Genomic DNA, 22663 nt, shown 5'->3' with positions numbered 1-22663 from the left:
GGCCGTGCATCACCTTCCGGAACCGGTCCCGAGCCCCGCCACCGTCACCCGCAGCGGGCCGCTGACCTGGGTACAGGAGTGGCACTGGTTCGAGCACACCATCCCCGCACCACGGCGGGTGAACCCGACCCCGCTCGCCGACCACTGCCATGTCCCGCCCCCGGCAACCGTCGCCGACATCCACCTGGCGCTCGCGTCCCTCACCGCCCGCCACGAGGCGCTGCGCACCACCGTCGACCCGCTCCGCCCGGTCCAACACGTCCGCCCCGCGGACTGGGCCCCGCTGCCGGTCGACTGCCTCGACGTCCCCGCCGCCGATGCCGGCACCCTGGAAGCCGCCACAGCGGCGCTGGCTGCGCTGCCGATCGATCCCGAACGAAATCCGCCCTGGCGCGCCCGGATTCTGCTCGAAGGAGGAGAGCCGCGTGCGGTCCTGATGGCCGCCCATCACATCGTGATCGACGGATGGGGCCTTGCGGTACTGATCGACCAACTCCACGATCAACTGCGCGGTGGGCCCGCACCGGCGGAGGCATCCACGCATCCGCTCGACATGGTCGCCGCCCAGCACCCGGAACGCGCCCGCGCGGCGGAGCGCGAGTGGCTCACGCGTCTGGCGAGCAACCCGACCGGCGTGCTGGCCCCGTTCGGCGGGACCGACAAGGGCGGCGGGCGCCACCGCCTCCAGCACCGCTCGGTGGGCGCGTACGACGACCTCGACCGTGTCGCCCGGCGTCATCGGGTCAGCCCGGAGGTCGTCATGCTGGCGGCGCTGGCGCACGACGTCGCCACCCGTACCGGCGAACACCGGTTCCTCGCGTCGGTGGTGGTCTCCAACCGGGCCCGGGCCGCTCTGCGCAGCAGCATCGGGGTGCGGGCCCTGACGGTTCCGGTACAGATCGGCCTCCGCCCGGGAGCCGCGTTCGGCGAGGTGGTCGCCTCGGTCGCCGCCGCCTCCGCCGCGGCCTACCGGCACGGTCAGTGGTGTCCCGCCGAACTGGTCTCCGCCCAGGCCCGCATGGACCGCCGCCGCGGCGTGGTGACCGTACCCACCATCGAGTACAACTGCTACTCATGGCCGCGCGACTACCTGGTCCCCGCCTGCAACACACCACCGGACGGGCCCGCCACCTGGATCAGCAGCGCGCCCGATGAGCCCTGCGACACGCTCTACGTCGACCTCAGCCGCGACGCGGGGGTCCTCACCCTCGATGTCACCGTCGGGGACCACCTGCTCGACACCGAGCAGGCCATGGCGTTGCCCGTGCGTCTGTGCGGTCTTCTGCGCGCGGTCGCCGAAGGTGCAGAGTGCCCGGTTCCGGCGCACGCGCTGACACCGGCCGCCGCCGGGTGGTGGCGCGCCCCGCAGGGATGGGTGTGCCTGACCGACGTCGAAGACGTGTTGCGCGGCCATCCCGGAGTGCTCGACGTGACGGTGACGCCCAGCGGGGACTCGGCGGGGGAAGGCGACGAACCGCACCTCGTCGTGCATGCCCGCGTCGCCCCGGATGTCACCTCCGACGACCTGCACGGCCACGTCCTGGACCACCTCGGCGAAGTGCCCGGCCTCGTGGCACCGCGGCGATACGTCCTGTCCCCGGCCGGCCTCGAATCCGGCCGCTCCGCCAGCGATTCCCCCACCGCCATCGGGGGCACAAGCACCCCCCGGGTCCCCTCGCGCGCGCCCGCGACGGATGCCGAACGGGCTCTGGCCGCCGCCGTCGTCGCTGTCGGACCCGGCTCCGGCTCCTTCAACGGCCTTGCCGCAGTGGACATGAACGGTTGCCTCGCCGACCACGGAGTCACCCTGGTCGCCGTCCCTCGGCTACTGGCGCTGCTCGACCTGTCCGGGTTCACCGGGATCGCGTCGGACGAGCTGGCGGGAACGGCCTCGCTCGGTCACCTTGCCGCAGCCCTGGAGCCCCTACCGCCCCGCGCCCCTCGTGGAGGAGAAACCTCACCATGACCGCGTCCCACGCCCCCGCACAGTCCGTGGACCGTCTGGCCCCGTGGGCCTTCGGTGCTTTCGTCGAGGCGAACACCCACGAGACGGCCTACCGCCCGCCCGTGGTGGACGGTCCCGTCGGGCCGACCATCGTCCGCAACGGCCGCGAGCTGGTGAACTTCGCCAGCATCAGCTTCCTCGATCTGGAGCGCCACGTCCCGGTACGGCGCTATTTCGCCGAGGGGGCGCTCGCCCACGGCCTGAGCACCAGTGGGTCCCGGATGACCCAGGGGATCTGCCGCCCGCACCAGGTCCTTGAGGAGACGATCGCCCGCCACACCGGCAAGGAGCGGGCCATCAGCTTCGCCACGGGGCTGTTGGCCAACATCGGGTTCGTCCACGCCATGAGCAGTTCCGCGCACTTCGACGCCGGGATCGAGGTGCGTAATCACGACACTGTTTTCGTCGTCGACCGTGACGTCCACTGGAGTATCTGGAAGGGCCTGGAGGGACTTGGCTACGGCCGCAAGGTCCACGCGTTCCGGCACAACGACGTCTGCGACCTGGCACGCGTCCTGAACCGGGTCCGGACCCGCAAGACCGTGGTGATCGCCGAGAGCATCTATTCGGCCGACGGCACCATGGGGCCGATCGTGGAGATCCTCGACGAGTGCGACCGGCACGGCGCCGTCAGCATGATCGACGACGCGAACGGCTTCATGGTGTACGGGCCCGAGAACCGCCCGTACGCCCGCGAGGCGGCTGCCATCCGGGACCGGGCGGACTTCGTCATGGTGTCCCTTTCGAAAGCCATCGGTCTGGAAGGCGGCGCGATCGCCGGTCCTGCGGAGGCCATCGACGCCTTCGAACTGCTCTCCGGCACCTCGATGTTCACGGCCGCCATCCAGCCGCCCACCGCTTACGCCGCCACGCGCACGATCGACGCCCTCGCCGGCAATCCGGGGATCGTCGACGACTACTTGGCGCATGCCGCCCGCCTTCGCCGACAGATGCACGAGGTCAACACGCCGACGACGCCCACCGATTCCTACATGCTCTCGGTACCGATCGGAAACGACGCCGCCGCCCTGCAGATGCGGGAGTGGTTCGTCGATGACGGCTACCTCGTGCCCGTCTTCTCCTACCCGGCCGTCGCACGTAACCAGGCCCTGCTGCGCCTGTTCCCGCACGCGGGCCACACCGAGGAGCAGATGGAGGGTTTCCTGCGCACCCTGCTCACCTACCGACGGCGCCTCGGGCTCTGACCTCCGTACCGAAATGCGCCACCCCGACCGATGAAGGAGAAACCCGAGGTGAACAACACCGCCGTTCTCAGGGCCAGGGCCGAGATGCCCGAAGAGGCCGCCGGAGTCGACATCGCCGACCACCGGTGACCGAGGGTCAGGCGGCCATGAGCGTCCTCGATCGCTTCCGGCTCGACGGTCGCGTTGCCGTCGTCACCGGCGCCTCCTCCGGCCTCGGCATCGCCTTCGCCACCGCGCTGGCCGAGGCCGGCGCCGATGTCGTGCTCGGGGCGCGGCGCGTCGAGAGGCTGGAGGCGGTGCGCACGGCCGTCGAGAAGCTCGGCCGCCGGGCCGTCGCCGTGCGTACCGACGTCGCCGAGCCGGAGGACTGCCGCGCGCTGGTCGACGCGGCTGTGCGTGCATTCGGGCGGGTGGACATTCTCGTCAACAATGCCGGGATCAGCAGCGAACACCCCGCGACGGCGGAGACACCGGAGCAGTTCCGCGAGGTCGTCGACATCAATCTCAACGGCTCCTACTGGATGGCTCAGGCAGCGGGCGCGGTGATGGCGCCCGGCAGTGCCATCGTCAATGTGTCGAGCATCCTCGCGCTGGTCACGGGCGGTCTGCCGCAGGCCGCCTACTCGGCGTCGAAGGCCGGGGTCCTCGGGCTCACCCGCGATCTCGCCCAGCAGTGGACCCCCGGCAAGGGCATCCGCGTGAATGCCCTCGCGCCGGGCCTCTTCACCTCGGCGATGACCGACGGTTACGCCGAGGGCTACGTCGAGGCGATGATGCCGCGGGTGCTCTCGGGCCGCATCGGGCAGCCCGAGGAACTCGCTGCGGCTCTGGTCTTCCTCGTCTCCGACGCGGCGTCCTACGTCACCGGAACCACCCTGGTGGTCGATGGGGGCACGCACATCGCATAGAGACACGCAGACTCTGCGAGCGGACGGGTTCATGTTGTTGACCAGTGCGCGATGCGGTCAGGTCCGTCTCGGCGCAACCGGGCGCCACCACATTGCGGGTGACGGCCCGGGGAGCCGGCCATGACGACGGAGCCGACCGCCCCTTCTCTTCCGCGCGAACCGCTCGGCCATCCGCACCTGCGCCGCCTCGTCGTGGGCCAAGGGCTGGCGGCCGTGGTGGATGCCCTGTTCCTGATCTGGCTCACCCTCTTCGTACTTGACCTGTCGGGACCCGGGATGGCCACAGGGTTCGTCCTGGTGGCCGTGGCGCTGCCGCGGGCGGCACTCCTGCTTCCCGCGGGAGTGCTGGTCGACCGCCTCGGCGCCGCCCGGGTCGTGGCCGGCGCCGCCTGGCTCCGGGCCGCCGTCCTGCTCGCCCTCGGCGCCCTGGTCACCTTCACCTCGCCATCGGTGACGGCGGTCGCGCTGCTCGCCGGGCTGCTCGGCGCCGCCGACGCCGCATACTTCCCGGCGGCCCTGGCACTGCTGCCCGCCGTCGTGCCGACCGAGAAACTCCCGCAGGTCAACGCGCTGGTGCAGGGCGTGGAGTCGGGGGGCGATCTGGTCGGCCCGGCGGTGGCCGCCGGAGTCATCGCCGCGGTCGGCTTCGATGCGACGCTCGGTGGGATCACGGCGGTGGCCGCGTTGGCCGCCCTCGCTCTGAGCACGCTCATCCGCGTGGTCCGACGCGGCGAAGGTGCCCGGGACGGCGCGGGTCCGGACGCCAACGACGAGGAGCGGTTCAGCAGCGTACGTGCCCTCGGCGCGGGCCTGCGATACGCCTGGCGTCAACCATTGGTGCGAGGGATGCTGGCGGCCATCGGCCTGATCAACATTGCGGTCGTGGGCCCCGTGCTCGTGGGCGGCGCGGTGCTCGCCGATCAACGCCTCGGCGGCGCGGGATCCCTGGGCGTCGTGCTCTCCGGCTTCGGTGCCGGGTCACTGGCCGGCTCGCTCACGGCCGGGTGGCGGCCGCCCGCCCGGCGCGGCTGGACCGTGGCCGGCGGGGTCGCGGCGATCGGCGCAGGCATGGCCGGGCTCGCCGCCGTCACCCATGTCGTCGCCGCGACGGCGGTGGTCTCGCTCATCGGCCTCGGGTCCGGGTTCCTCGGAGTGGTCGTCGTGGCCACTCTGCAGGAGCGAGTGCCGGAGCAACTCCTCGGCCGCGTGCTCAGCCTTGTCGTTCTGGCCACGGTGGCGTTCGACCCGTTCTCCTACGTAGTCGCCGGCGTGCTGCTCCCGTACGGCACGACGACGCTGTTCCTGGTCTGTGGCAGCGCCGTCCTGGCCTGCGCCGGCCTGGTCGCCGCGAGCCCGGCGATCCGCTCCTTGCGCTGACCGTGCGGCACGCGGCCCCGCGCCTCCCCCGCGTAGCCGCGCGCCGGCCGGGGTGAACCCGTCCGGCGCGGCGGCCACTGCGCTCCGGGCCGGAGGCCGAGCTCACCCCCGTGCAGCTCGACCTCGACCCGGCGTGCACCGCCACCACTCCCCCCCTCGACACTTCAGTGGTGACGAAGCGTTGGTAACGTACACCAGAGTAAGCGTCCGGCGTCAACCAAAGTGTTGCCGGGGCCAGCCTTAGGGGCTTCGAGACACACTGTGGTGGGCAAAGACTCGGCATCACACCAAGGAGGTCGTGTACGTGGAGGATGACCAGTCGCCCACCTTCGCCCAGCTCCTGGACCACCTCTTCCGCGAGGTGCACCCCCCTTCCCGGGGGCCCTACACCTACGCGGAGGTCGCCGAGGGAATCCGCAAGGCCTCGACGGGAGAGGGGCGCGGAGTGACGGCGAGCGCCATCCAGCAACTGCGCACCGGTGCCAAGCGGAACCCGACGCGCCACACCATCAAGGCCCTGGCCGACTTCTTCGGCGTACCGGCGGGCTACTTCGTCGACAGCGCGGCGGCCGAACGCACCAAGGCGGAGATCGACCTGCTCGCCGCCATGCGCGACAGGGACGTCCGCAAGGTGGCCCTGCGCGCCAACGGCCTGAGCGTCGACAGCCTGAGGATGCTGTCCACAGTGATCGAACAGGCCCGGAAACTCGAAGGGCTCACCACCGAAGACCCCGCGCAGGACCTCGACTTGGACGACTGACCCGCGCACCGGACGGCGATCACGCGGCACCCGCGCCCCGACACGGCACCCCGCCCTCGAAGCGGAGCAGTGATCATGTCAGCATGGGGCGCGCATACGCGCGTACCGGGCTTCCGGGGGCAGGTGCTCCCCGGCCAGCCCCGACCGGCGTCACCAGAGTGAGGACATGGATCTTGAGCAGCTTCGCGCCACGTGTGAGGCGCGCGTCGAGGCGCTTCGGCTCCCGCACCGCTTCAGCACCCGCGACCTCCGCGACGCCGTGGCCGAACAGCGCGGACGCCCCATCGTCCTGCGCCCCCTGAGCACCCTGGGCGCCATGGACGCTCCGTGCGGCATCCGTCTGGAGACCCCGGACGCCGACCTGCTGTTCTACGAGGAGGCCACCTCCCCCCTCCACCAGAACCACATCCTCGCCCACGAGATCAGCCACATCATCTGCGACCATCCCGGCAGCCTGGAACTGGACCAGGACACCCTGCGCGCGATCGGGTTCAACCCCACGCTCGTCCGGCGCATGTCCGGCCGGACCAGCTACACCAGCGAGGACGAGCGCGAGGCCGAGGTGATGGCCAGCGTGATCCGACAACTCATGTACCGGGGACGCGAGAGCCCGCCGAGCCGACCCGCCAGCGGCGCCGAGAGCTGGGACGCGCTGTTCGCCGAGCCACACAGGAAGAATCGCCACCGGAAATGATCAACATCGTGTTCACGGGCACGGCCGTCGTGCTGCTGTGCTTCGCCGCCTACTGGGTGCGAGGACGCGGCAGACACCGCCCCACGGGCACCTGGGCGATGGCGGCGCTGCTGACCTCGTTCGCCCTCGCCTTCGCCTCCTACGCCCCCGCCGTGGAACGCGCGGTCGAATCGGTGGTCCCCGACGTCTCCCGGCTCCTCAGCAACACCTTCACCCTGACGGCGGCCACCTCGGTCCTCGCCTTCCTCTTCCAGCTCAATCTGGAACGCGAACGAGCCCACCGGCAGATCCGACTGCACGTCATCGCCCTCGTGATCTCCGTCGCCGGCATGACCGCGTTCTTCGCCGCCGAACAACTCACCGGACGCAACCCGGTGCTGTACGCGTGCTACGTGCTCATCTACATCTCCTACCTCGGATACACGGCCAAGGACTTCCTGCTGCAGACCTGGGCCCAGTCCAAGCGCTCGACCCGACGCAGTCAGCGCTGGGGCCTGCGCACGACCTCGGTCGGCTGCGGCTTCGCCCTCGTCTACGCCGTGTACAAACTCTTCACCCTGGTCTCCATCGGGCTCGGCCTGGGGCTCGTGCCGGAAAACGCCCGGTGCTCGACCCCGCTGACCCCCTTCCGCTGCACGTTCAGCGTGACCGCGCCCGCCGTCGGCGTCCTCCTCATCACCGTCGGACTCACCCTCCCCGCCCTGTTGTGGCCGCTCAGCCAACTGCGCCGCCGTCGCTGGGAACGGAACTCGTTCGCCGCCCTTGAACCCCTGTGGCGGGAGGTCACCTCGGCGGTGCCCGAGGTCGTACTCGACCCAGGCAGCACCGAGGCCGACACCCACGACCTCGACTTCCACCTCCACCGCCGGGTCATCGAGATCAACGACTGCGTGCTGGCCCTGCGCCGTTACCGCCAGGCATCGGTACGGGACGCCGCGGCGGCCGAGGCCGCCCGCCGGGGCACGGCCGACACCCCCGAGGGCGACGCCGACGTGGAGGCGGCGGTCATCGCCGCGGCCGTCGACGCGAAGCGCGCCGGACTCCCCGTCGACGGCGACGAGGCCCCGCCCGCCGCCGGAACCCGCTCCCGCAAGGGCGACCTCCCGGCGGAGACCGCGTGGCTGCTGCTCGTGGCGGACGCCTATGCGCGCCGCCCGGCACGCGAAAACGCGGGGGTGGCCTCATGACCGCCCCGCGGCAGGACCCCCTGCGCGACCCGCGCTTCTTCGCCGACCCCTACCCCACCTACGACCGGCTGCGCGAAGGCTGCCCGGTGCAGCGCATCCCCACCGGCTCCGGCGGACACCACGCGTACCTGATCACCGGCCACCCCGAGGCCCGCGAGGCCTTCACCGACCCCCGTCTGTCCAAGGACACGGCCCGCTTCTTCGCCGGCCGGCCCTCGAACCGCGACCTGCACCCGGCGATCTCCCGCAACATGCTGGCGAGCGACCCGCCCGCGCACACCCGCCAACGGCGCGTGGCGACGCCCCTGTTCACCACCGGACGCGTCCGGGAACTGCGCCCGTTCATCACCCGGGTCGTCGACGACCTCATGACAGCGTGGCGGCCGGGCACGGAGGTGGACCTGGTGGCGGACCTGGCGGTACCCCTGCCGGTCACCGTCGTCTGCGAGCTCCTTGGGGTGCCGGAATCCGATCGCGACACGCTCGCCGGCTGGTCCCACGACCTCTTCGACGCGACCGACAACGGCCGTATCGACGCCGCGTCGCACCGGATCGGCGACTACCTGACCCACCTCGTCGACTCGGCTCGCGCCACCACCGGTGACGGCCCGCTCCACTCCCTCCTGCGCGACTGCGACGAGGGCGGCCTCGACCGGGACGAGACCGTCTCTCTGGCCGCCCTGCTCCTGGTCGCCGGGCACGAAACCACCACCCACTTCATCGGCAACGCCGTCCTGGCCCTGCTCCGGCACCCGGAGGCGTTCGACCGCCTGCACCGGGACCCGGACCTGATCCCCGGCGCCCTGGACGAGCTGCTCCGCTTCGACTCCCCGGTGAGCGTGGCCACCTTCCGTCACAGCACGGAGGACCTGCGCGTCGGCGGGGTCGACATTCCGGCGGGCTTCCCGGTGCTCATCGCCCCCGGGGCCGCGAACCGCGACCCGGCGGCGTTCCCCGACCCGCACCGCCTCGACCTCGACCGCGACGCCGGCGGCCACCTCTCCTTCGGCCACGGCATCCACCGCTGCCCGGGCGCCCCCCTGGCCCGCGCCGAGGCAGAAATCGCGCTGCGCACCCTGCTGACGCGTTTCCCGGACATCCGCCTGGCCATCCCCGCGGAATCCCTGACCTGGCGCCGAACCCGCCTCACCCGCGGCCTGGCCGCCCTCCCCCTGACCCTCTGACCCACCTGCCCACGACACCCGCCCCGCGCCTTGGTCGCCGCGGCTGAGCAGGCGGAACTGCTGGTGCTGGGCAGCCGGGGATTCGACGGGCCGGGCCGAGTCGGCCCTGGCCGCCGCTTCGCGAGGGAGTCACGCGCGATGCGAGGCAGTCGCGGTCCGGCCGATGGGTCCTTGCGGCGGCCGCTCCCCTATATGCCGCGCCGCAAGGACCCCGGAGGGCTTTTCGGGGGAAGCCCTCCGGCCGAGAGGATCCGGCGGGACACCCGCTCGGGAGGGCGGTCCGTCCCTCTCGATATCCAGCATCCGACGCCAAGCGCCTTGCGCGGAGGGGCCGTTGGGACCCTGGTTCGGGCCGTTCGGCCCCGCCTGGGCGTGGAGCCGGGCCCGTTCACACGATGTGGTCCGCCGGTGCGGCTCGGTCCGTCGGCCGTACGGTCGCGAGCAGGTCGGGCCGCGACGGGTCGGGCAGGAGGTCGGCCCGGGGGATACCTGCCGCGGTGGGCGACGGCGACCCGCAGGTTGAACAGTGCCGCCCGCAGCCGAGGTGGAGCGCCCTGGCCTCCCTTGTCCCCACACTGGCCGGGGTACCGATGGCCACCGAGGGACTTCCCGGGGTACGAGAAGGGGGCCGAATAGCCCTGTTCAAGGGCCCCTGCACTGGCGCACCCCGGGCCGGGGCGGGACGCTCTTCCCGGTACCGGAGCAGGACGGGTTCTCCGGGGACGGTCCGCGGGAGGTTCGGGCGATGGCGGGTGGCAGGAACAGGACGCCGAATGCTCATCCTCTCGCCGAGGTGAGCACGCTGCGTCGGGCGGTGTACGAGCGTGAGCTCTTCCGGCTCCAGATCGAGCTGGTCAAGCTGCAGGAGTGGGTCCGGCTCGAAGGCGCCCGCCTCGTCGTGGTCTTCGAAGGGCGGGACGCGGCAGGCAAGGGCAGCACGATCAAACGGGTCGCGGAGCACCTCAATCCGAGGGTGGCGCGGATCGTGGCCCTGCCGCGCCCCACGGAGCGCGAGCGCACCCAGTGGTACTTCCAGCGCTACTGCGAGCGCCTCCCCGCTGCCGGGGAGATCGTGCTGTTCGACCGGAGCTGGTACAACCGGGCCGGTGTCGAGCATGTGATGGGATTCTGCACCCAGCAGGAGTACCAGCGCTTCCTGCGGCAGTGCCCCGTTTTCGAGCGCATGCTGGTCGAGGACGGCGTCATGCTCCGCAAGTACTGGTTCTCGGTGAGCGACGCCGTGCAGGAACAGCGGTTCCGGCGCCGCCTCGACGATCCCACGCGGCGCTGGAAGCTGTCCGCGATGGATCTCGAATCCATCACCCGGTGGGAGGCCTATTCGCGGGCCAAGGACGAGATGTTCGTCCACACGGACATCGCCGAGGCGCGCTGGCACGTCGTCGACAGCGACGACAAACGCCGGGCCAGACTCAACATGATCGCCCATCTGCTGTCGACCGTGCCGTACCGCGATGTGGCACCGCCGGAACTCACCCTCCCCGAGCGCCCGCCCACCACCGGCTACGAGCGCCCGCCGAGGGATCTCCAGTCGTACGTGCCCGACCACTCGGCGACGCTCGCCCGGGGCTGAGGGGCGCCCGGGGCCAACAGGACCGCCAGGTGCGGTAGTTGTACCTGCCGCCGTCAGTCCGTCCAGCTCCAGTCGGCGACCTCGGGCAGGTCGGTGCCGTGCGCGCGGATCGCAGGCGTAGTGGCCTTCGTGGCGCCCCAGGTCGCCGGAGAGGCACTTGCGACCCTGCGCTCGCTGCCCGAAGGCGCGGAAGCAGTCCGGATCGGAGAGGGCACCGGCGGGCCCACGGGACGGGTCCTCCTGCGGATCCTGGCCGGTGCGCACCGAGCGGTGGACATGCCTCTGGGCGAGCAACTCCCCCGTATTTTCCGAGCGTTGAGGAGGTGTGGGCCGTTCGGCCCCTGTCGCCCGGCCGTCCGTCGACAGCACCATGGGGCTTTCACACCAGGACGACCAGTCGCCAGGGGGGACTGCCACGTGCCCGAAACACCCGCGTTCTCTGCACGACGCCCGATCCGGGTCTACCTTCTCGACGACCACGAGGTGGTCCGGCGTGGAGTGCACGACCTGCTGGACGCCGAACCCGACCTCCAGGTGGTCGGCGAGGCGAGCACGTGTGAGCACGCGCTCGCCCGTGGCCCGGCGCTCCGCCCGGACGTGGCGATCCTCGACATCCGGCTGCCGGACGGCGACGGCATCACCGTCTGCCGTGAACTGCGGTCCGCCATGCCGGGCCTCGTCTGCCTCATGCTGACGTCGTTCGACGACGACGACGCTCTGCTGGACGCGATCATGGCCGGGGCCGCGGGATACGTCCTCAAGCAGATCAAGGGCTCGGATCTCATCGAGGCGGTCCGCACCGTGGCCTCGGGCCAGTCGATGCTCGACCCGGCCACCACCGCCCGGCTGATGAGCAGCCTGCGCGGCCCGGCGCAGGACGAGACCGCGGCCGAGGACCCGCGCCTGGCCGGCCTCTCGGAGCGCGAACGGCAGATCCTCGACCTGATCGGGGACGGTCTCACCAACCGCCAGATCGGCAAGCGGCTCTACCTCTCGGAGAAGACCGTCAAGAACCACATCTCCCGGCTCCTCGCCAAACTGGGGGTGGAACGGCGCATCCAGGCCGCGGTGCTCGTGGCCCAGGTCCACCAGCCACCGGAGGAGAACCGCTGACTCGACCGCGGTGGCGCGGCATCTCGGACCCAACGGCCCCCCGGCAGGGACCGGGCGGCCCCTGCCGCCGGGTCCGGCGCCGCACAAGACTGTCCTCCGGCACGCAGGACTGGAGTGACATCCCGTGAGTGCCATCCCATGAAGGAGGCCCGCTGATGACACGCACCGTGACCGTTGGTCTGGACGGCTCCCCGGAGAGCCTCGCCGCCGCCGACTGGGCAGCACGTGAGGCCCTGCTGCGTGCGGTGCCGCTGCGGCTCGTGCACGCCTGGGTGTGGCAGCCGCCCTACAGCTACACGCCGATGGCGGGAGTCTCCGCCCCCGAGCCCGTGGCCGAGGAGCAGCGCCTGTGGGCCGAGTCCGTCCCGCGCAAGGCCGAGGCCGACCTGTCGGCCCGCCACCCCGGGCTGCGGATCACCACCGACCGGATCTCGGAGCCGCCCGTCCCCGCCCTGCTAGCCGCGTCCAGGGAGAGCGACCTGCTGGTCCTTGGATCGCGGGGGCTGAGCGGCTTCACCGGCTTCCTCGTCGGTTCGGTGGGACTCGCGGTCGTGGCGAGCACCGAGTGTCCGGTGGTTCTCGTGCGGGCCGGGGAACGCGCCGAGGACGAGCACCGTCCGCCGGACGCCGCCGGGCTCCCTTCCGCCGCCTCACCGTTCCGTGACGTGGTGGTCGGGCTGGATCTGGAGCATCCGGTCGACGCCGTGACCGAGTTCGCCTTCGAGGCCGCGGCACGCCGCGGAGCAGCCCTGCGGGTGGTCCACACCTGGACGCTGCCGCCCTACTTCTACGGCTACGGCGGGGCGCTCGACCCCACGCTCGCCTCCGAACTGGGTGGGCAGGTGCGCAACGCGCTCGGCGACGCGCTGCGTCCCTGGCGCGAGAAGTTCCCGGCTGTCGAGGTGATCGAACAGACGTCGATGGGCGGGGCGGGCCCCTGCATGATCGACGCATCGCGCGACGCGTCCCTGGTCGTCGTCGGCCGCAGGCACCGACGTGCGCCCGTCGGACCACACATCGGTCCGGTGGCCCACGCCGTGCTCCACCACTCCTCGGCGCCGGTCGCGGTCGTCCCGTACGGCTGAGCGGCTGCGTGCGCGGGGGTCCACGAGGCCGTTCGGCCCACCGCCGGGGCCACTCGGCCCTGCCGTGCCACAAGGTAGGAGCGCAGGCTGAGATCGCAACGACGAGGCCGTCCCGCGACAACGCGTGGCCTCGGGGACGGAGACACTCATGAAAGGGACCAGACAGCTCCTGGACGCCATGCCGCCGGAGGCTCGTGAACGACTGCTCGCCCTCTCCCGCGAGGTCACCTTCCCGGCCGGCACCCGCATCTTCTCGGAGGGCAGCCACGCCGACCGGTTCTGGGTCGTGCAGAACGGGCGCGTCGAGCTGGACGTCCACGTGCCGGGCCGCAAGGCCCCGGTGGTCGAATCGCTCGTCCCCGGCAATCTGGTGGGCTGGTCGTGGCTGTTCCCGCCGTACACCTGGCAGCTGGGGGCCACGGCGGCCACCGAGGTCCACGCCCTGGAGTTCGACGCCGTCGCGGTGCGCGCCCTGTGCGACGAGGACCCCGTGCTGGGACAGGCCCTCGCACGCGGTGTCGCGGAAGTCGTGGGCCACCGGCTGCGCGCCGCCAGGGTCCGCCTGCTCGATCTGTACGGTCCTTACGGCAGCGGCAATACGCTGCCGCTGCCCTGAGGGGATGTGCCGTGAACGAGTCGCCGTACTTCGTGAGTGATGTGATGTCCCGCCCGGTGGTCGCCGTGGTGCGCGACGCGCCGTTCAAGGAGATCGCCGAGGCGCTGGCGCGGTGGCGGGTCAGCGCCGTGCCGGTGCTCGATTCCGAGCGCCGGGTCGTGGGCGTCGTGTCCGAGGCGGATCTGCTCCTGAAGGAGGAGTTCCGCGGCCTGGCCTCGAAGGATTCCGGGCGGGTGCGCCGCCCGGTGGATCTCGCCAAGGCCGGAGCGTCGACCGCCGAGGACCTGATGACCAGCCCGGCGATCACGGTCCACGAGGACATGACGCTGCCCCAGGCGGCCCGGATCATGGCGGTCGAGAAGGTGAAGCGCCTGCCGGTCGTGGACGCCGAGGGGCGGGTGTGCGGCGTGGTCAGCCGCTCGGATCTGCTGAAGGTGTTCCTGCGGACCGACGAGGACCTCGCCGCCGAGATCCGTACGGGCGTGTTGCAACGGCTGGCCGCGGTGTCCGGCGGCGACGTGCACGTCCGGGTCCGCCAGGGGGTCGTGGCACTGAGCGGGACGCTGAACGACCCCAGGCTGGTACCGGTCGCGATACGCCTGATCCAGGCCGTACCGGGCGTGGTGCGGATCGAGTCGACGCTGAACGGCCCTCGCGACGCTTCGGCGGGGATCTTCCCGGGGGCGGACGATTGAGACGGCCGGGCACCGGCAACAGGCCGCCGGGGCCACAGGGGCCGCTTCGCACAGTGCCTGAGGGGCAGCCATGACCGAGACACCGTCCTTCTCGGAGGAATCACCGATCAAGGTGTTCCTGCTGGACGACCACGAGGTCGTACGGCGAGGTCTGCACGACCTCCTGGACGCCGAGCCCGACATCGTGGTGGTCGGCGAGGCCGCGACCGCGGACCACGCCCTGGCCAGGGTCCCGGCGCTGCGGCCGGACGTCGCCATCCTGGATGTCCGGCTCCCGGACAGCGACGGCATCAGCGTGTGCCGTGAACTGCGCACGCGCCTGCCCGGCCTGGCGTGCCTGATGCTGACCTCGTTCGACGACGACGATGCGCTCCTCGACGCGATCATGGCCGGAGCAGCGGGTTACGTGCTCAAGCAGATCAAGGGAACCGATCTGCTCACGGCCGTACGGACCGTGGCCTCGGGCCAGTCGATGCTCGACCCGGCGACGACCGCCCGGCTGATGGGCAGCCTGCGCCACGACCACGCGCCGGAGACGTCGCAGGAAGAGGGCGCGCTGGCCCATCTCACCCCGCGCGAGGTCGAGATCCTCGCGCTGATCGGCGAGGGCAGGACCAACCGGCAGATCGGCAAGGAGCTGTACCTCTCGGAGAAGACGGTGAAGAACCACATCTCGCGGCTGCTCGCGAAGCTCGGCGTGGAGCGTCGTATCCAGGCGGCGGTGCTGGCGGTCCAGGTCCGTCCGGAGCCGCGTGAAGGGGACTGACCGCACGGTCAGGACAGCCCACTCAGCGGAACACACCACTCCAGCCGGGTGCCGCCCTCGGTACCCGTTCCGACGGTCAGCTCCCCCTTGAGCCGCAGGGCCCGCTCCTCCAGATTGCCGAGGCCGCTGCGGCGCCCGCCCCCTTCGCAGCCCACCCCGTTGTCGCCCACCGTCACGGTGAGCGTGCCGCGCCGGACGGTCAGGGCGACATCGGCGCGCGTCGCCTGAGCGTGACGGGCGACGTTCGAGAGCGCCTCCACCAGGACGGCCAGCGCCTCGTCCGCCACAGCGCGGGGTACGTCCGTGTCGAGCAGCCCTTCCATGCGCAGCGACGGGGTGAACCCGAGCGCCGGCACAGCCTCCTCCACTGCGCGCGCCGCCCGCACGCGCAGCCCGGAACCGGGCTCGCCCGCCTCGTGGGCGCGGAGTCCGAAGATGCTCGACCGAATGATCTTGATGGTCTCGTCCAGGTCGTCCACGGCCCGCCGCAGGCGCTCGACGGCCTGCGGATGCTCGACGAAACGCTGGGCGCTCTGCAGCGTCATCCCTGTCGCGAAGAGCCGCTGGATGGCCAGGTCGTGCAGGTCCCGCGCGATGCGGTCGCGGTCCTCCAGGAGGCTCACCTGCTCGGCGTCGCGCCGCCGGTCGGCGAGCTCCAGGGCGAGTGCCGCCTGCCCGGCGAATCCGGACAGCGGTGTCGTCTCCGCGTCGCTGAACGGCGCCCGCCCCTCCACCCGGGCCAGCACCAGCACGCCCCTGACACCCATCGGCACGGCGACCGCCGGCCCCAGCCCCTTCCACCGCTCGGGCTCGAAGGTGATCTGCGGATCGTTCGCCACGTCGCAGGACACCACCAGACCGGAACGGCACAGCGCCGCGCCCGCGAGGGTGCCCTCCGTGGGCACAGCGCGCCCGCGATGGGCCTCGGCCCCGACCCCCAGCGCGAGTACGCCACTCAGCTCGGCCACACCCTCCACCACCAGATCGACGACGCCGAGGTCCGCCGAGGTGATCTGCCGGGCCCGCTCCACCATGGCCTCCAGGACCCGGGCCTCCGGCATCCCGGAGAGCAGGCCGCCGGTGAATTCCGCGCTCGCTTCCAGCCACACCTCGCGCAGCCGCGTCTCCTCGTACAGCCGGGCGTTCTCGATGGCCACCCCGGCCGCCACCGCGAGCGTGGTGAGGACGGATTCGTCCTCCTCGTCGAACTGGACGCCTCCGCGCTTCTCGGTCAGATACAGGTTTCCGAAGACCTCGCCCCGCACCCGGATGGGAACCCCGAGGAAGGAGTGCATCGGCGGATGGTGGGGCGGGAAGCCGGAGGAGGCCGGGTGCTCCGAGAGCTCCGCCAGGCGCAGCGCCTCCGGGTGCCGGATCAGCTCGCCCAACAGGCCGTGCCCCGAAGGGAGGTCACCGATCTGGGCCCGCAGCTCGTCGGCGATCCCCACCGGCAGGAACTCGGCGAGTTTCTTCTCCTGCCCGATGACCCCGAGCGCCCCGTACTCGGCGTCCACCAGCACCACGGCCGTCTCGACGACGCGTCGCAAGACCTGGGGCAGGTCCAATTCCCTCCCCACGGAAAGCACCGCCTCCAGCAGGGTGTGCAGGCGGTCCCGGGTCCCTTTCACGGCGGCGACCCTGGCCTGCAGCTCTTCGAGCAGCTCGTCCAGTCGCAGCCGCGGCAGCCGCCCGGGCTCCCGTTCCCTGTCCCCAGTCATCAGCGCCTCCGCACGCATCCGCCGGAAGGGCAGCGGTCCCCTTCCACCGTAGCGAGGGGATACCGGCCCTGCTCAGCGATCGCGGCACTACGGCCGGTACTGGCCGAGCGCCGCGAGTCCATCCCGGCTGCGCCGGACGGCGCTGTCCGCGCCGTTCTGGGCAGAGTTCGCCCGCATGCCGCCGATCCGGCCGCCCCGGGCAACCCGCCGTACGCCGCGAGCCGATGGAAGACGTCCCGCCCTCCTCGTGCTGCCCGCCGGCGCCATCGACGTCGTCATCTCCAACTGCGTCGTCAACCTGTCCACCGACAAGCCCGCCGTCTTCGCCGAGATGCACCGCGTGCTGGTGCCGGGCGGCCGCCACGCCATCGCGCGAGAACGCCGTCCTGCCCGAGTGTGACCACCACGAGCGCGGGTCCCGTCTTCAGCCAGGCATCCGCGATCTCGTCACAGGACCGCCCTGGGGACAGCCAGTCCAGGTCCTCCCTGCCGGCCTCCACCAGGTCGCTCAGCTCGACGGACCGCTCCACTCGCGGGCGTTCCTCGGCCGGTGTGCCAAGGAGCAGGGGCCGCAGGTTGGGGTCGTAGGAAACGGTGGCGGTCCGGCGGGCGGTCTCGACCGCCTTCAGGGCATGGTCCGCTCCGGGTGCCAGCGCCGTGGCCAACGACCCCGTGTGCACATGGGCGAGGCCGAGAACCAGGGGCCCCGGCCCGCCCCGCTCATGGCACGACCAGGATCTTGCGGCCGTGACCGGCCTGGAACTGCTGGAGGGCTGCGGCGTAGTCCACCAGCGGCAGCCGGTGGCTGATGAACACCTCCGGGTCGAGCACGCCGGTCGCGAAAAGGTCGGCGGCCCGTTCGTAGCTGTGCAGGACGGCCATCGAACCGGTGATGGTGATCTCCTGGTTGTAGATGCGGTACGGCTCGATGGTGGCGCGGGCCGCGTAGTCGGCCACGCCGAACTGGAGGTAGGTGCCGCCTTTGGCGACCCGGCCGATGGCGTCCTGGATGGCCCGTTCGCTGCCGGTCGCGTCGATGACGACGTCCCAGCCGCGCGCCCGCTCTATTTCGTCGGCCGAGGCGGCGGCGTGTGTGCAGCCCAACTGGCGTGCGGTGGCGAGCCGTTGGGGGTTGATGTCCACCATGTCGACAGCGGTCGCCCCGGTGCGCTTGGCGAGCTCCAGCATCATCAGGCCCATGGTTCCCGACCCGTAGATCAGCACGCTGCTGGCCATCGGGGAGCGGAGCACGTCGTAGCCGCGGACCGCGCAGGAGAGCGGCTCGATCAGCGCGGCGTCCTCGGTGCGGATGTGCTCGGGGAGGCGGACGCAGTTGGCTGCGGGGGCGGCGACGAACTCGGCAGCCGCGCCCGCGACGGTGACGCCGATCGCCGAGTACCGCTCGCACAGGTTGTTGCGGCCCAGGCGGCAGTAGTGGCACTCGTTGCAATAGAGGGACGGGTCGACGGCCACCCGGTCGCCGAGGGCGAGTTCGGTGACCTCGGCACCGCGCGCGACGACCTCGCCCGCGAATTCGTGGCCCGGCACGACGGGCAGGCGGGGCGCGAACTCGCCTTGGAGGATGTGCAGATCCGTTCCGCACAGGCCACAGGCGGCGACCTGGATCACCACCTCCCTGGGGCCGGGCGCCGGATCGTCGACCTCCTCGACTCTCACGGTGCCCGGCGCGCTGACGACGGCTGCCTTCACTTGGCTCCTCCATAGGTCAACAGGCAATGGCGGAGGGTCATTTGACGGCTCCCAAGGACAGGCCCTGGACGAGTTTGTCCTGGGCGGCGAACCCGGCGATCAGCACCGGGAGCGAGACGCAGACGGCGGCTGCGCACACCTTGGCGAGGAAGAGGCCCTCGCTGGTCACGAAGCCGGTGAGGAAGACGGGGGCGGTGCCGGCGACGACGCCGGTGAGGACCCGGGCGAACAGCAGCTCGTTCCAGCTGAAGATGAACGAGATCAGGGCGGTGGCCGCGATGCCGGGCGCGGCTACCGGGGCGACGATGCGGATCAGCACGGTCGGCAGACCCGCCCCGTCGATGGACGCGGCTTCCAGGATCTCGACCGGTACCTCGGCGAGGAAGGAGCGCATCATCCACACCGCGATCGGCAGGTTCATGGAGGTGTAGAGGATGACGAGCAGCCAGACGTTGTCGAGCATCCCGGTGTGCTGGGCGATCAGATAGACGGGCAGCAGTCCGGCGACGGCGGGCAGCATCTTGGTCGAGAGGAAGAAGAACAGGACGTCGGTCCATTTGCGTACCGGTTTGATGGAGAGCGCGTACGCCGCCGGGATGGCGAGGGCGAGCACCAGAACGGTTGAACTCACGCTTGCTGTGAGGGAGTTGATGAGCGGCGGCCAGGGGCTGATGCCGGTGCCCGCGCCGAAGAACTCCCGGTAGCCCTGGAGGGTGAGGGCGGCGCCCGCGCTCGGCGGGTTGGTCGCGGCGTCCGGCTCGCTGTGCAGCGAGGTGAGCACCATCCAGGCGAACGGCAGGAAGAAGGCGAGCGCGCAGACCCAGGCGAGGAAGCCCCAGATCCCGCGGCGCAGGAAGGCGGTCACAGCGTCTCCTCTCGGAACAGGGACGACACGGTGCGCAGCGCCAGGGTGGCGATGACCATGGTGAACAGGACGACGAGGACGCCCTCGGCGGAGGCCTGGCCGTAGTCGTGCGCCTTGTAGAAGGTCTCGTACACGGTGAAGGGCAGGTTGGCGGTGTCCAGGCCGCCGGAGGTGAGGGTGAAGACGGCGTCGAAGTTCTGGACGACGTAGATACTGCCGAGCAGGGCGGCGAGTTCGAGGTAGCGGCGCAGGTGGGGGAAGGTGAGGTGGCGGAAGACCTGCCAGGTGCTCGCCCCGTCGACGCGGGCGGCTTCGACGATGTCCGGGGGCCGGCTCTGCAGTCCGGCGAGCAGGATGAGCATCATGAACGGGGTCCACTGCCAGATCAGCGACACCTCGACAGCAGTGAGGGGTATCGCCGACATCCAGTCGGGCTGCGGGGCGTTGCCGCTCCCGAACAGGCTCCACAGCCAGGTCAGGGAGCCGTTGATGGCGCCGTAGGAGGCGTTGTACAGGGCGTGCTTCCACAGCAGGGCGGAGGCCACGGGGACGACGAGGAACGGGGCGATGAGCAGGGTGCGTACGGCGCCGCGGCCCCTGAACCGTCGGTCGAGGAGCAGAGCGAGCGCCAAACCGATGAGCAGGCTGACGACGACCACGGCTGCGGTGAGGACGACGGTGGTGACCAGGGCCGAGCGCAGGCTGGGGTCGGTGAGCGCGGTCCTGTAGTTCGCGATGCCGCCGAATCCCTTGGCGTCGGGTTCGAGGGCGTTCCAGCGCATGAAGGAGATGACCAGCGTTCCCACGAAGGGCAGTTGGGTCACCACGATCAGGAAGACCAGTGCGGGCAGCAGCGGGACCCGGCGGGACCAGGCGCCGCCACGGCGGATGTGCCGGCCGGCTGGGGCGCGCGCTCCTTCCGCCGGGCGGACGCGCCGGGCGAGCGAGGGGGCGGTCATGTCACTGCCCCCGGTGTTTGCCGGCGACCGCCTCGGCGCGGGTCTGGCCCGCCTTGAGCGCGTCGGCGACGCTGGTCTTCCCCGCGATCGCGGCGCTGATCTCCTGGGAGACCTGGGTGCCGAGGTCGGTGAACTCGGGGATGCCGACGAACTGGATGCCGGGGGCGGGCCTGGGCTGCACGCCGGGGTTGCCCGGGTCAGCGGTGGTCAGCGCGTCCTTGGTGGCGGAGGCGAACGCCTGGGCAGCGGCGACGTATGGGGAGTTCGCGTAGGTGGACGTGCGCTTGCCCGCGGGGACCTTGGACCAGCCGAGCTGTGCGCCGACGAGGTTCTCGTAAGCCTTGCCGGACGCCCAGGAGATGAACTTCCAGGCGTCGTCCTGGCTCTTGCTGGCCTTCTGCACGCCCCAGGCCCAGGTGTAGAGCCATCCGGAGCTCTTGGTCTGCTCGACGGGGGCGGGCACATAGCCGATCCTGCCGGCCACGGGTGAGCCGCTCGCCTCCAGCGCACCGGCCGCGGAGGTGGCGTCGTACCACATGGCCGTCTTGCCCTGGGTCATGTCGTTGAGGCACTCGGTGAACCCGGCCTGGGGCGCCCCGGCCTCGCCGTGAGCGCGCACCAGGTTCACGTAGAAATCGACGGCCTTGGCGAAGGCGGGGCTGTCGACCTGTGCCGTCCAGTCCTTGTCGAACCAGGTGCCGCCCATGGTGTTGACGACGGTGGTGACCGGCGCCATCACCTCGCCCCAACCGGGCTGCCCGCGCAGGCAGATGCCCTTCATCCCGGGCTTCGCCCCGTCGGCCCTGGCCGCGAGGTCGGCGACCTGGGTCCACGTCGGGTGCACGGGCATGGTCAGGTTCTTCGCCGCGAACACGTCCTTGCGGTACATGAGGAAGGACGACTCGCCGTAGAAGGGCTCGGCATAGATCTGGCCCGACGCGGTCAGGGACTGCTGGATGGCGGGCAGGATGTCGCCCTGGTCGAAGGCGGTGTCGGCCTTGGCCCGGTCGGTGAGCGGGGCGAGCCAGCCGTTCTTGGCGTAGATCGGCGTCTCGTAGTTGCTGATGGTGGCGATGTCGTACTGCCCGGCCTGGCTGGCGAAGTCCTGGCTTATCTTGTCGCGTACGTCGTTCTCGGGCAGCACCGTGAAGTTGACCTTGATGCCGGTGGACTGGGTGAAGTGGTCGGCGGTCAGCTTCTGGAGGTCGGCCATCTGCGGGTTGTTGACCATGAGTACGTTGATGGAGTGCCCGCCGGAGCCCCCGCCCGCGCCGCCGGCGCCGGAGCACGCGGCGACCAGGGCGGCGCAGAGAGCTGCGCCGCCCGCGCGGGCGGTGTGCCTGCTTGTCCTCACGTGGATCAGTCCTTCCTCGGTACTGCGGGCATGCCTCGGACAGCCTGGTACGGCTCTCTTGCCTCGGTTGCGGCCCAAGGAGCGGCCTCGCGGATCAGACCCGGACGACCTGGGGGCCGAGCAGGGTGTAGCGGCGGGCCTCGGCGATGGACAGGCCGGTGTCCGTGATGATCGTTTCGAAGTCGGACACCTCGGCGAACCGGCAGAAGCTGCTCGCGCCGAACTTGCCGTGGTGCCCCATGAAGACGTGTCGCCGGGAGACCTCCAGAGCCTTGGCCTTCACCTCGGCGACGGCCGGGTCGGGGGTGGTGAGCCCGAACTCCCGGGAGATTCCGTTGGATCCGAGGTAGGCGAGGTCGATGACGAAGCCGGAGAGCATCGAGCACGCCCAGGAACCGACGGTGGCCAGCGTGCGGCCGCGGACCCGGCCGCCGAGGAGCAGGACGGTGGTGTGGGCGGACTCGGCGACCGAGGCGGCCGTCGACAGGGACGCGGTGATCACGGTCAGCGGCCGGTCGGTGGGCAGCAGGGAGGCGAGGATCTGCGGCGTGTAGCCCTCGTCGACGAACACCGTCTCCGCCCCGCCGAGCAGCTTCGCCCCTTCCGCGGCGATGCGGCGCTTGTTCTCGACGTGCAGGGTGACTCGCTGGGCGAGGTTGGTCTCGAATCCCGCGCTCTCCACGGGGTAGGCGCCGCCGTGTGTGCGGCGTACGAGGCCTTGTCGTTCCAGTTCGCTCAGGTCCCGGCGGATGGTCTCCGGTGCGACGCCGAAGTCCGCCGCCGCTCCCGCGACCTCGACCCGGCCCTCCTGTCGCGCCAGGGTCAGCAGCCTGTGGTGCCGCTCTTCCGAACGCATCCCACCTACCCACCC

The 22663-nt window shown here is 71.2% G+C and carries 20 protein-coding genes and 1 pseudogene; 15 read left to right on the top strand and 6 right to left on the bottom strand.

Going from position 1 to position 22663, the window contains the following annotated elements:
• The first annotated feature begins 4 nt into the window (after positions 1-4).
• The 14 genes from ACSHXC_RS38415 to ACSHXC_RS38350 all read left to right on the top strand — a co-directional run bounded on the left by ACSHXC_RS38415 (position 5) and on the right by ACSHXC_RS38350 (position 15186).
• The gene (locus tag ACSHXC_RS38415; RefSeq protein ID WP_438295955.1) at positions 5-1966 is read left to right on the top strand and encodes a condensation domain-containing protein; all 1962 of its coding nucleotides are present in this window, start codon (positions 5-7) and stop codon (positions 1964-1966) included.
• Positions 1963-3210, top strand: a complete 1248-nt coding sequence (locus tag ACSHXC_RS38410; protein ID WP_438295954.1) for an aminotransferase class I/II-fold pyridoxal phosphate-dependent enzyme — start codon at positions 1963-1965, stop codon at positions 3208-3210. The genes ACSHXC_RS38415 and ACSHXC_RS38410 overlap by 4 nt, the downstream gene beginning before the upstream one ends.
• Before the next feature lie 146 nt (positions 3211-3356).
• Positions 3357-4118: an SDR family NAD(P)-dependent oxidoreductase gene (locus tag ACSHXC_RS38405; RefSeq protein WP_438295953.1), complete on the top strand. Its 762-nt coding sequence runs from the start codon at positions 3357-3359 to the stop codon at positions 4116-4118.
• Between the two features lie 120 nt (positions 4119-4238).
• Positions 4239-5495, top strand: a complete 1257-nt coding sequence (locus ACSHXC_RS38400) for an MFS transporter (protein WP_438295952.1) — start codon at positions 4239-4241, stop codon at positions 5493-5495.
• A gap of 304 nt (positions 5496-5799) precedes the next feature.
• Complete coding sequence (locus ACSHXC_RS38395) at positions 5800-6255, top strand: helix-turn-helix domain-containing protein (protein WP_438295951.1); 456 nt, start codon at positions 5800-5802, stop codon at positions 6253-6255.
• A 166-nt stretch (positions 6256-6421) separates the two neighbouring features.
• The gene (locus ACSHXC_RS38390; protein ID WP_438295950.1) at positions 6422-6949 is read left to right on the top strand and encodes a regulator component; all 528 of its coding nucleotides are present in this window, start codon (positions 6422-6424) and stop codon (positions 6947-6949) included.
• Positions 6946-8136 carry an MAB_1171c family putative transporter gene (locus tag ACSHXC_RS38385; protein ID WP_438295949.1) on the top strand — a complete coding sequence of 397 codons (1191 nt, stop codon included), beginning with the start codon at positions 6946-6948 and terminating at the stop codon, positions 8134-8136. Before ACSHXC_RS38390 ends, ACSHXC_RS38385 begins: the two co-directional genes overlap by 4 nt.
• A complete protein-coding gene (locus ACSHXC_RS38380; protein WP_438295948.1) occupies positions 8133-9320 on the top strand; it encodes a cytochrome P450 family protein in 1188 nt (395 codons plus the stop codon). Before ACSHXC_RS38385 ends, ACSHXC_RS38380 begins: the two co-directional genes overlap by 4 nt.
• A gap of 745 nt (positions 9321-10065) precedes the next feature.
• Positions 10066-10911 carry a polyphosphate kinase 2 gene (gene ppk2 / locus ACSHXC_RS38375; RefSeq protein ID WP_438295947.1) on the top strand — a complete coding sequence of 282 codons (846 nt, stop codon included), beginning with the start codon at positions 10066-10068 and terminating at the stop codon, positions 10909-10911.
• A gap of 417 nt (positions 10912-11328) precedes the next feature.
• The gene (locus tag ACSHXC_RS38370) at positions 11329-12024 is read left to right on the top strand and encodes a response regulator (RefSeq protein WP_438295946.1); all 696 of its coding nucleotides are present in this window, start codon (positions 11329-11331) and stop codon (positions 12022-12024) included.
• Positions 12025-12179: 155 nt separating this feature from the next.
• Complete coding sequence (locus ACSHXC_RS38365) at positions 12180-13109, top strand: universal stress protein (protein ID WP_438295945.1); 930 nt, start codon at positions 12180-12182, stop codon at positions 13107-13109.
• 148 nt (positions 13110-13257) lie between these two features.
• Positions 13258-13725 carry a cyclic nucleotide-binding domain-containing protein gene (locus ACSHXC_RS38360; protein WP_386005604.1) on the top strand — a complete coding sequence of 156 codons (468 nt, stop codon included), beginning with the start codon at positions 13258-13260 and terminating at the stop codon, positions 13723-13725.
• 11 nt (positions 13726-13736) lie between these two features.
• On the top strand, positions 13737-14420 hold the full coding sequence (locus ACSHXC_RS38355) for a CBS domain-containing protein (RefSeq protein ID WP_438295944.1): 684 nt from the start codon (positions 13737-13739) through the stop codon (positions 14418-14420).
• 70 nt (positions 14421-14490) lie between these two features.
• Positions 14491-15186 (top strand): response regulator, encoded by a 696-nt coding sequence (locus ACSHXC_RS38350; RefSeq protein ID WP_438295943.1) that lies wholly within the window; start codon positions 14491-14493, stop codon positions 15184-15186.
• Positions 15187-15194: 8 nt separating this feature from the next.
• Here the strand turns inward: ACSHXC_RS38350 and ACSHXC_RS38345 are convergent, their stop codons facing one another.
• Entirely contained in the window at positions 15195-16904 is a 1710-nt protein-coding gene (locus ACSHXC_RS38345; protein WP_438295942.1) for a GAF domain-containing protein, read from the bottom strand.
• Positions 16905-17154: 250 nt separating this feature from the next.
• Here ACSHXC_RS38345 and ACSHXC_RS38340 point away from each other — a divergent pair.
• Positions 17155-17277: pseudogene (locus ACSHXC_RS38340) on the top strand (methyltransferase domain-containing protein); the annotation flags it as partial.
• A gap of 347 nt (positions 17278-17624) precedes the next feature.
• On the opposite strand, the gene ACSHXC_RS38335 reads toward ACSHXC_RS38340, so the two are convergent.
• From ACSHXC_RS38335 to ACSHXC_RS38315, 5 genes are all read right to left on the bottom strand, one after another.
• Positions 17625-18614, bottom strand: a complete 990-nt coding sequence (locus ACSHXC_RS38335; RefSeq protein ID WP_438295941.1) for a zinc-dependent alcohol dehydrogenase family protein — start codon at positions 18612-18614, stop codon at positions 17625-17627.
• Between the two features lie 37 nt (positions 18615-18651).
• Entirely contained in the window at positions 18652-19479 is an 828-nt protein-coding gene (locus ACSHXC_RS38330; protein ID WP_438295940.1) for a carbohydrate ABC transporter permease, read from the bottom strand.
• Complete coding sequence (locus ACSHXC_RS38325; protein WP_438295939.1) at positions 19476-20438, bottom strand: carbohydrate ABC transporter permease; 963 nt, start codon at positions 20436-20438, stop codon at positions 19476-19478. Before ACSHXC_RS38325 ends, ACSHXC_RS38330 begins: the two co-directional genes overlap by 4 nt.
• 1 nt (position 20439) lies before the next feature.
• Positions 20440-21792 carry an ABC transporter substrate-binding protein gene (locus tag ACSHXC_RS38320; protein WP_438295938.1) on the bottom strand — a complete coding sequence of 451 codons (1353 nt, stop codon included), beginning with the start codon at positions 21790-21792 and terminating at the stop codon, positions 20440-20442.
• A gap of 94 nt (positions 21793-21886) precedes the next feature.
• The gene (locus tag ACSHXC_RS38315; RefSeq protein ID WP_438295937.1) at positions 21887-22648 is read right to left on the bottom strand and encodes a DeoR/GlpR family DNA-binding transcription regulator; all 762 of its coding nucleotides are present in this window, start codon (positions 22646-22648) and stop codon (positions 21887-21889) included.
• Positions 22649-22663 lie beyond the last annotated feature (15 nt).

It is taken from the genome of Streptomyces sp. HUAS TT7 (assembly GCF_051550175.1).
Taxonomy (GTDB): Bacteria; Actinomycetota; Actinomycetes; order Streptomycetales; family Streptomycetaceae; genus Streptomyces.
This window is presented reverse-complemented; position numbering and strand designations above follow the sequence as displayed.

Bases quoted from the DNA above. Each gene is read 5' to 3' on its own strand.
- ACSHXC_RS38410 (WP_438295954.1), top strand. From the start codon at position 1,963: ATGACCGCGTCCCACGCCCCCGCACAGTCCGTGGACCGTCTGGCCCCG.
- ACSHXC_RS38405 (WP_438295953.1), top strand. From the start codon at position 3,357: ATGAGCGTCCTCGATCGCTTCCGGCTCGACGGTCGCGTTGCCGTCGTC.
- ACSHXC_RS38400 (WP_438295952.1), top strand. From the start codon at position 4,239: ATGACGACGGAGCCGACCGCCCCTTCTCTTCCGCGCGAACCGCTCGGC.
- ACSHXC_RS38390 (WP_438295950.1), top strand. From the start codon at position 6,422: ATGGATCTTGAGCAGCTTCGCGCCACGTGTGAGGCGCGCGTCGAGGCG.
- ACSHXC_RS38385 (WP_438295949.1), top strand. From the start codon at position 6,946: ATGATCAACATCGTGTTCACGGGCACGGCCGTCGTGCTGCTGTGCTTC.
- ACSHXC_RS38380 (WP_438295948.1), top strand. From the start codon at position 8,133: ATGACCGCCCCGCGGCAGGACCCCCTGCGCGACCCGCGCTTCTTCGCC.
- ppk2 (WP_438295947.1), top strand. From the start codon at position 10,066: ATGGCGGGTGGCAGGAACAGGACGCCGAATGCTCATCCTCTCGCCGAG.
- ACSHXC_RS38365 (WP_438295945.1), top strand. From the start codon at position 12,180: ATGACACGCACCGTGACCGTTGGTCTGGACGGCTCCCCGGAGAGCCTC.
- ACSHXC_RS38360 (WP_386005604.1), top strand. From the start codon at position 13,258: ATGAAAGGGACCAGACAGCTCCTGGACGCCATGCCGCCGGAGGCTCGT.
- ACSHXC_RS38350 (WP_438295943.1), top strand. From the start codon at position 14,491: ATGACCGAGACACCGTCCTTCTCGGAGGAATCACCGATCAAGGTGTTC.
- ACSHXC_RS38345 (WP_438295942.1), bottom strand. From the start codon at position 16,904: ATGACTGGGGACAGGGAACGGGAGCCCGGGCGGCTGCCGCGGCTGCGA.
- ACSHXC_RS38325 (WP_438295939.1), bottom strand. From the start codon at position 20,438: ATGACCGCCCCCTCGCTCGCCCGGCGCGTCCGCCCGGCGGAAGGAGCG.
- ACSHXC_RS38315 (WP_438295937.1), bottom strand. From the start codon at position 22,648: ATGCGTTCGGAAGAGCGGCACCACAGGCTGCTGACCCTGGCGCGACAG.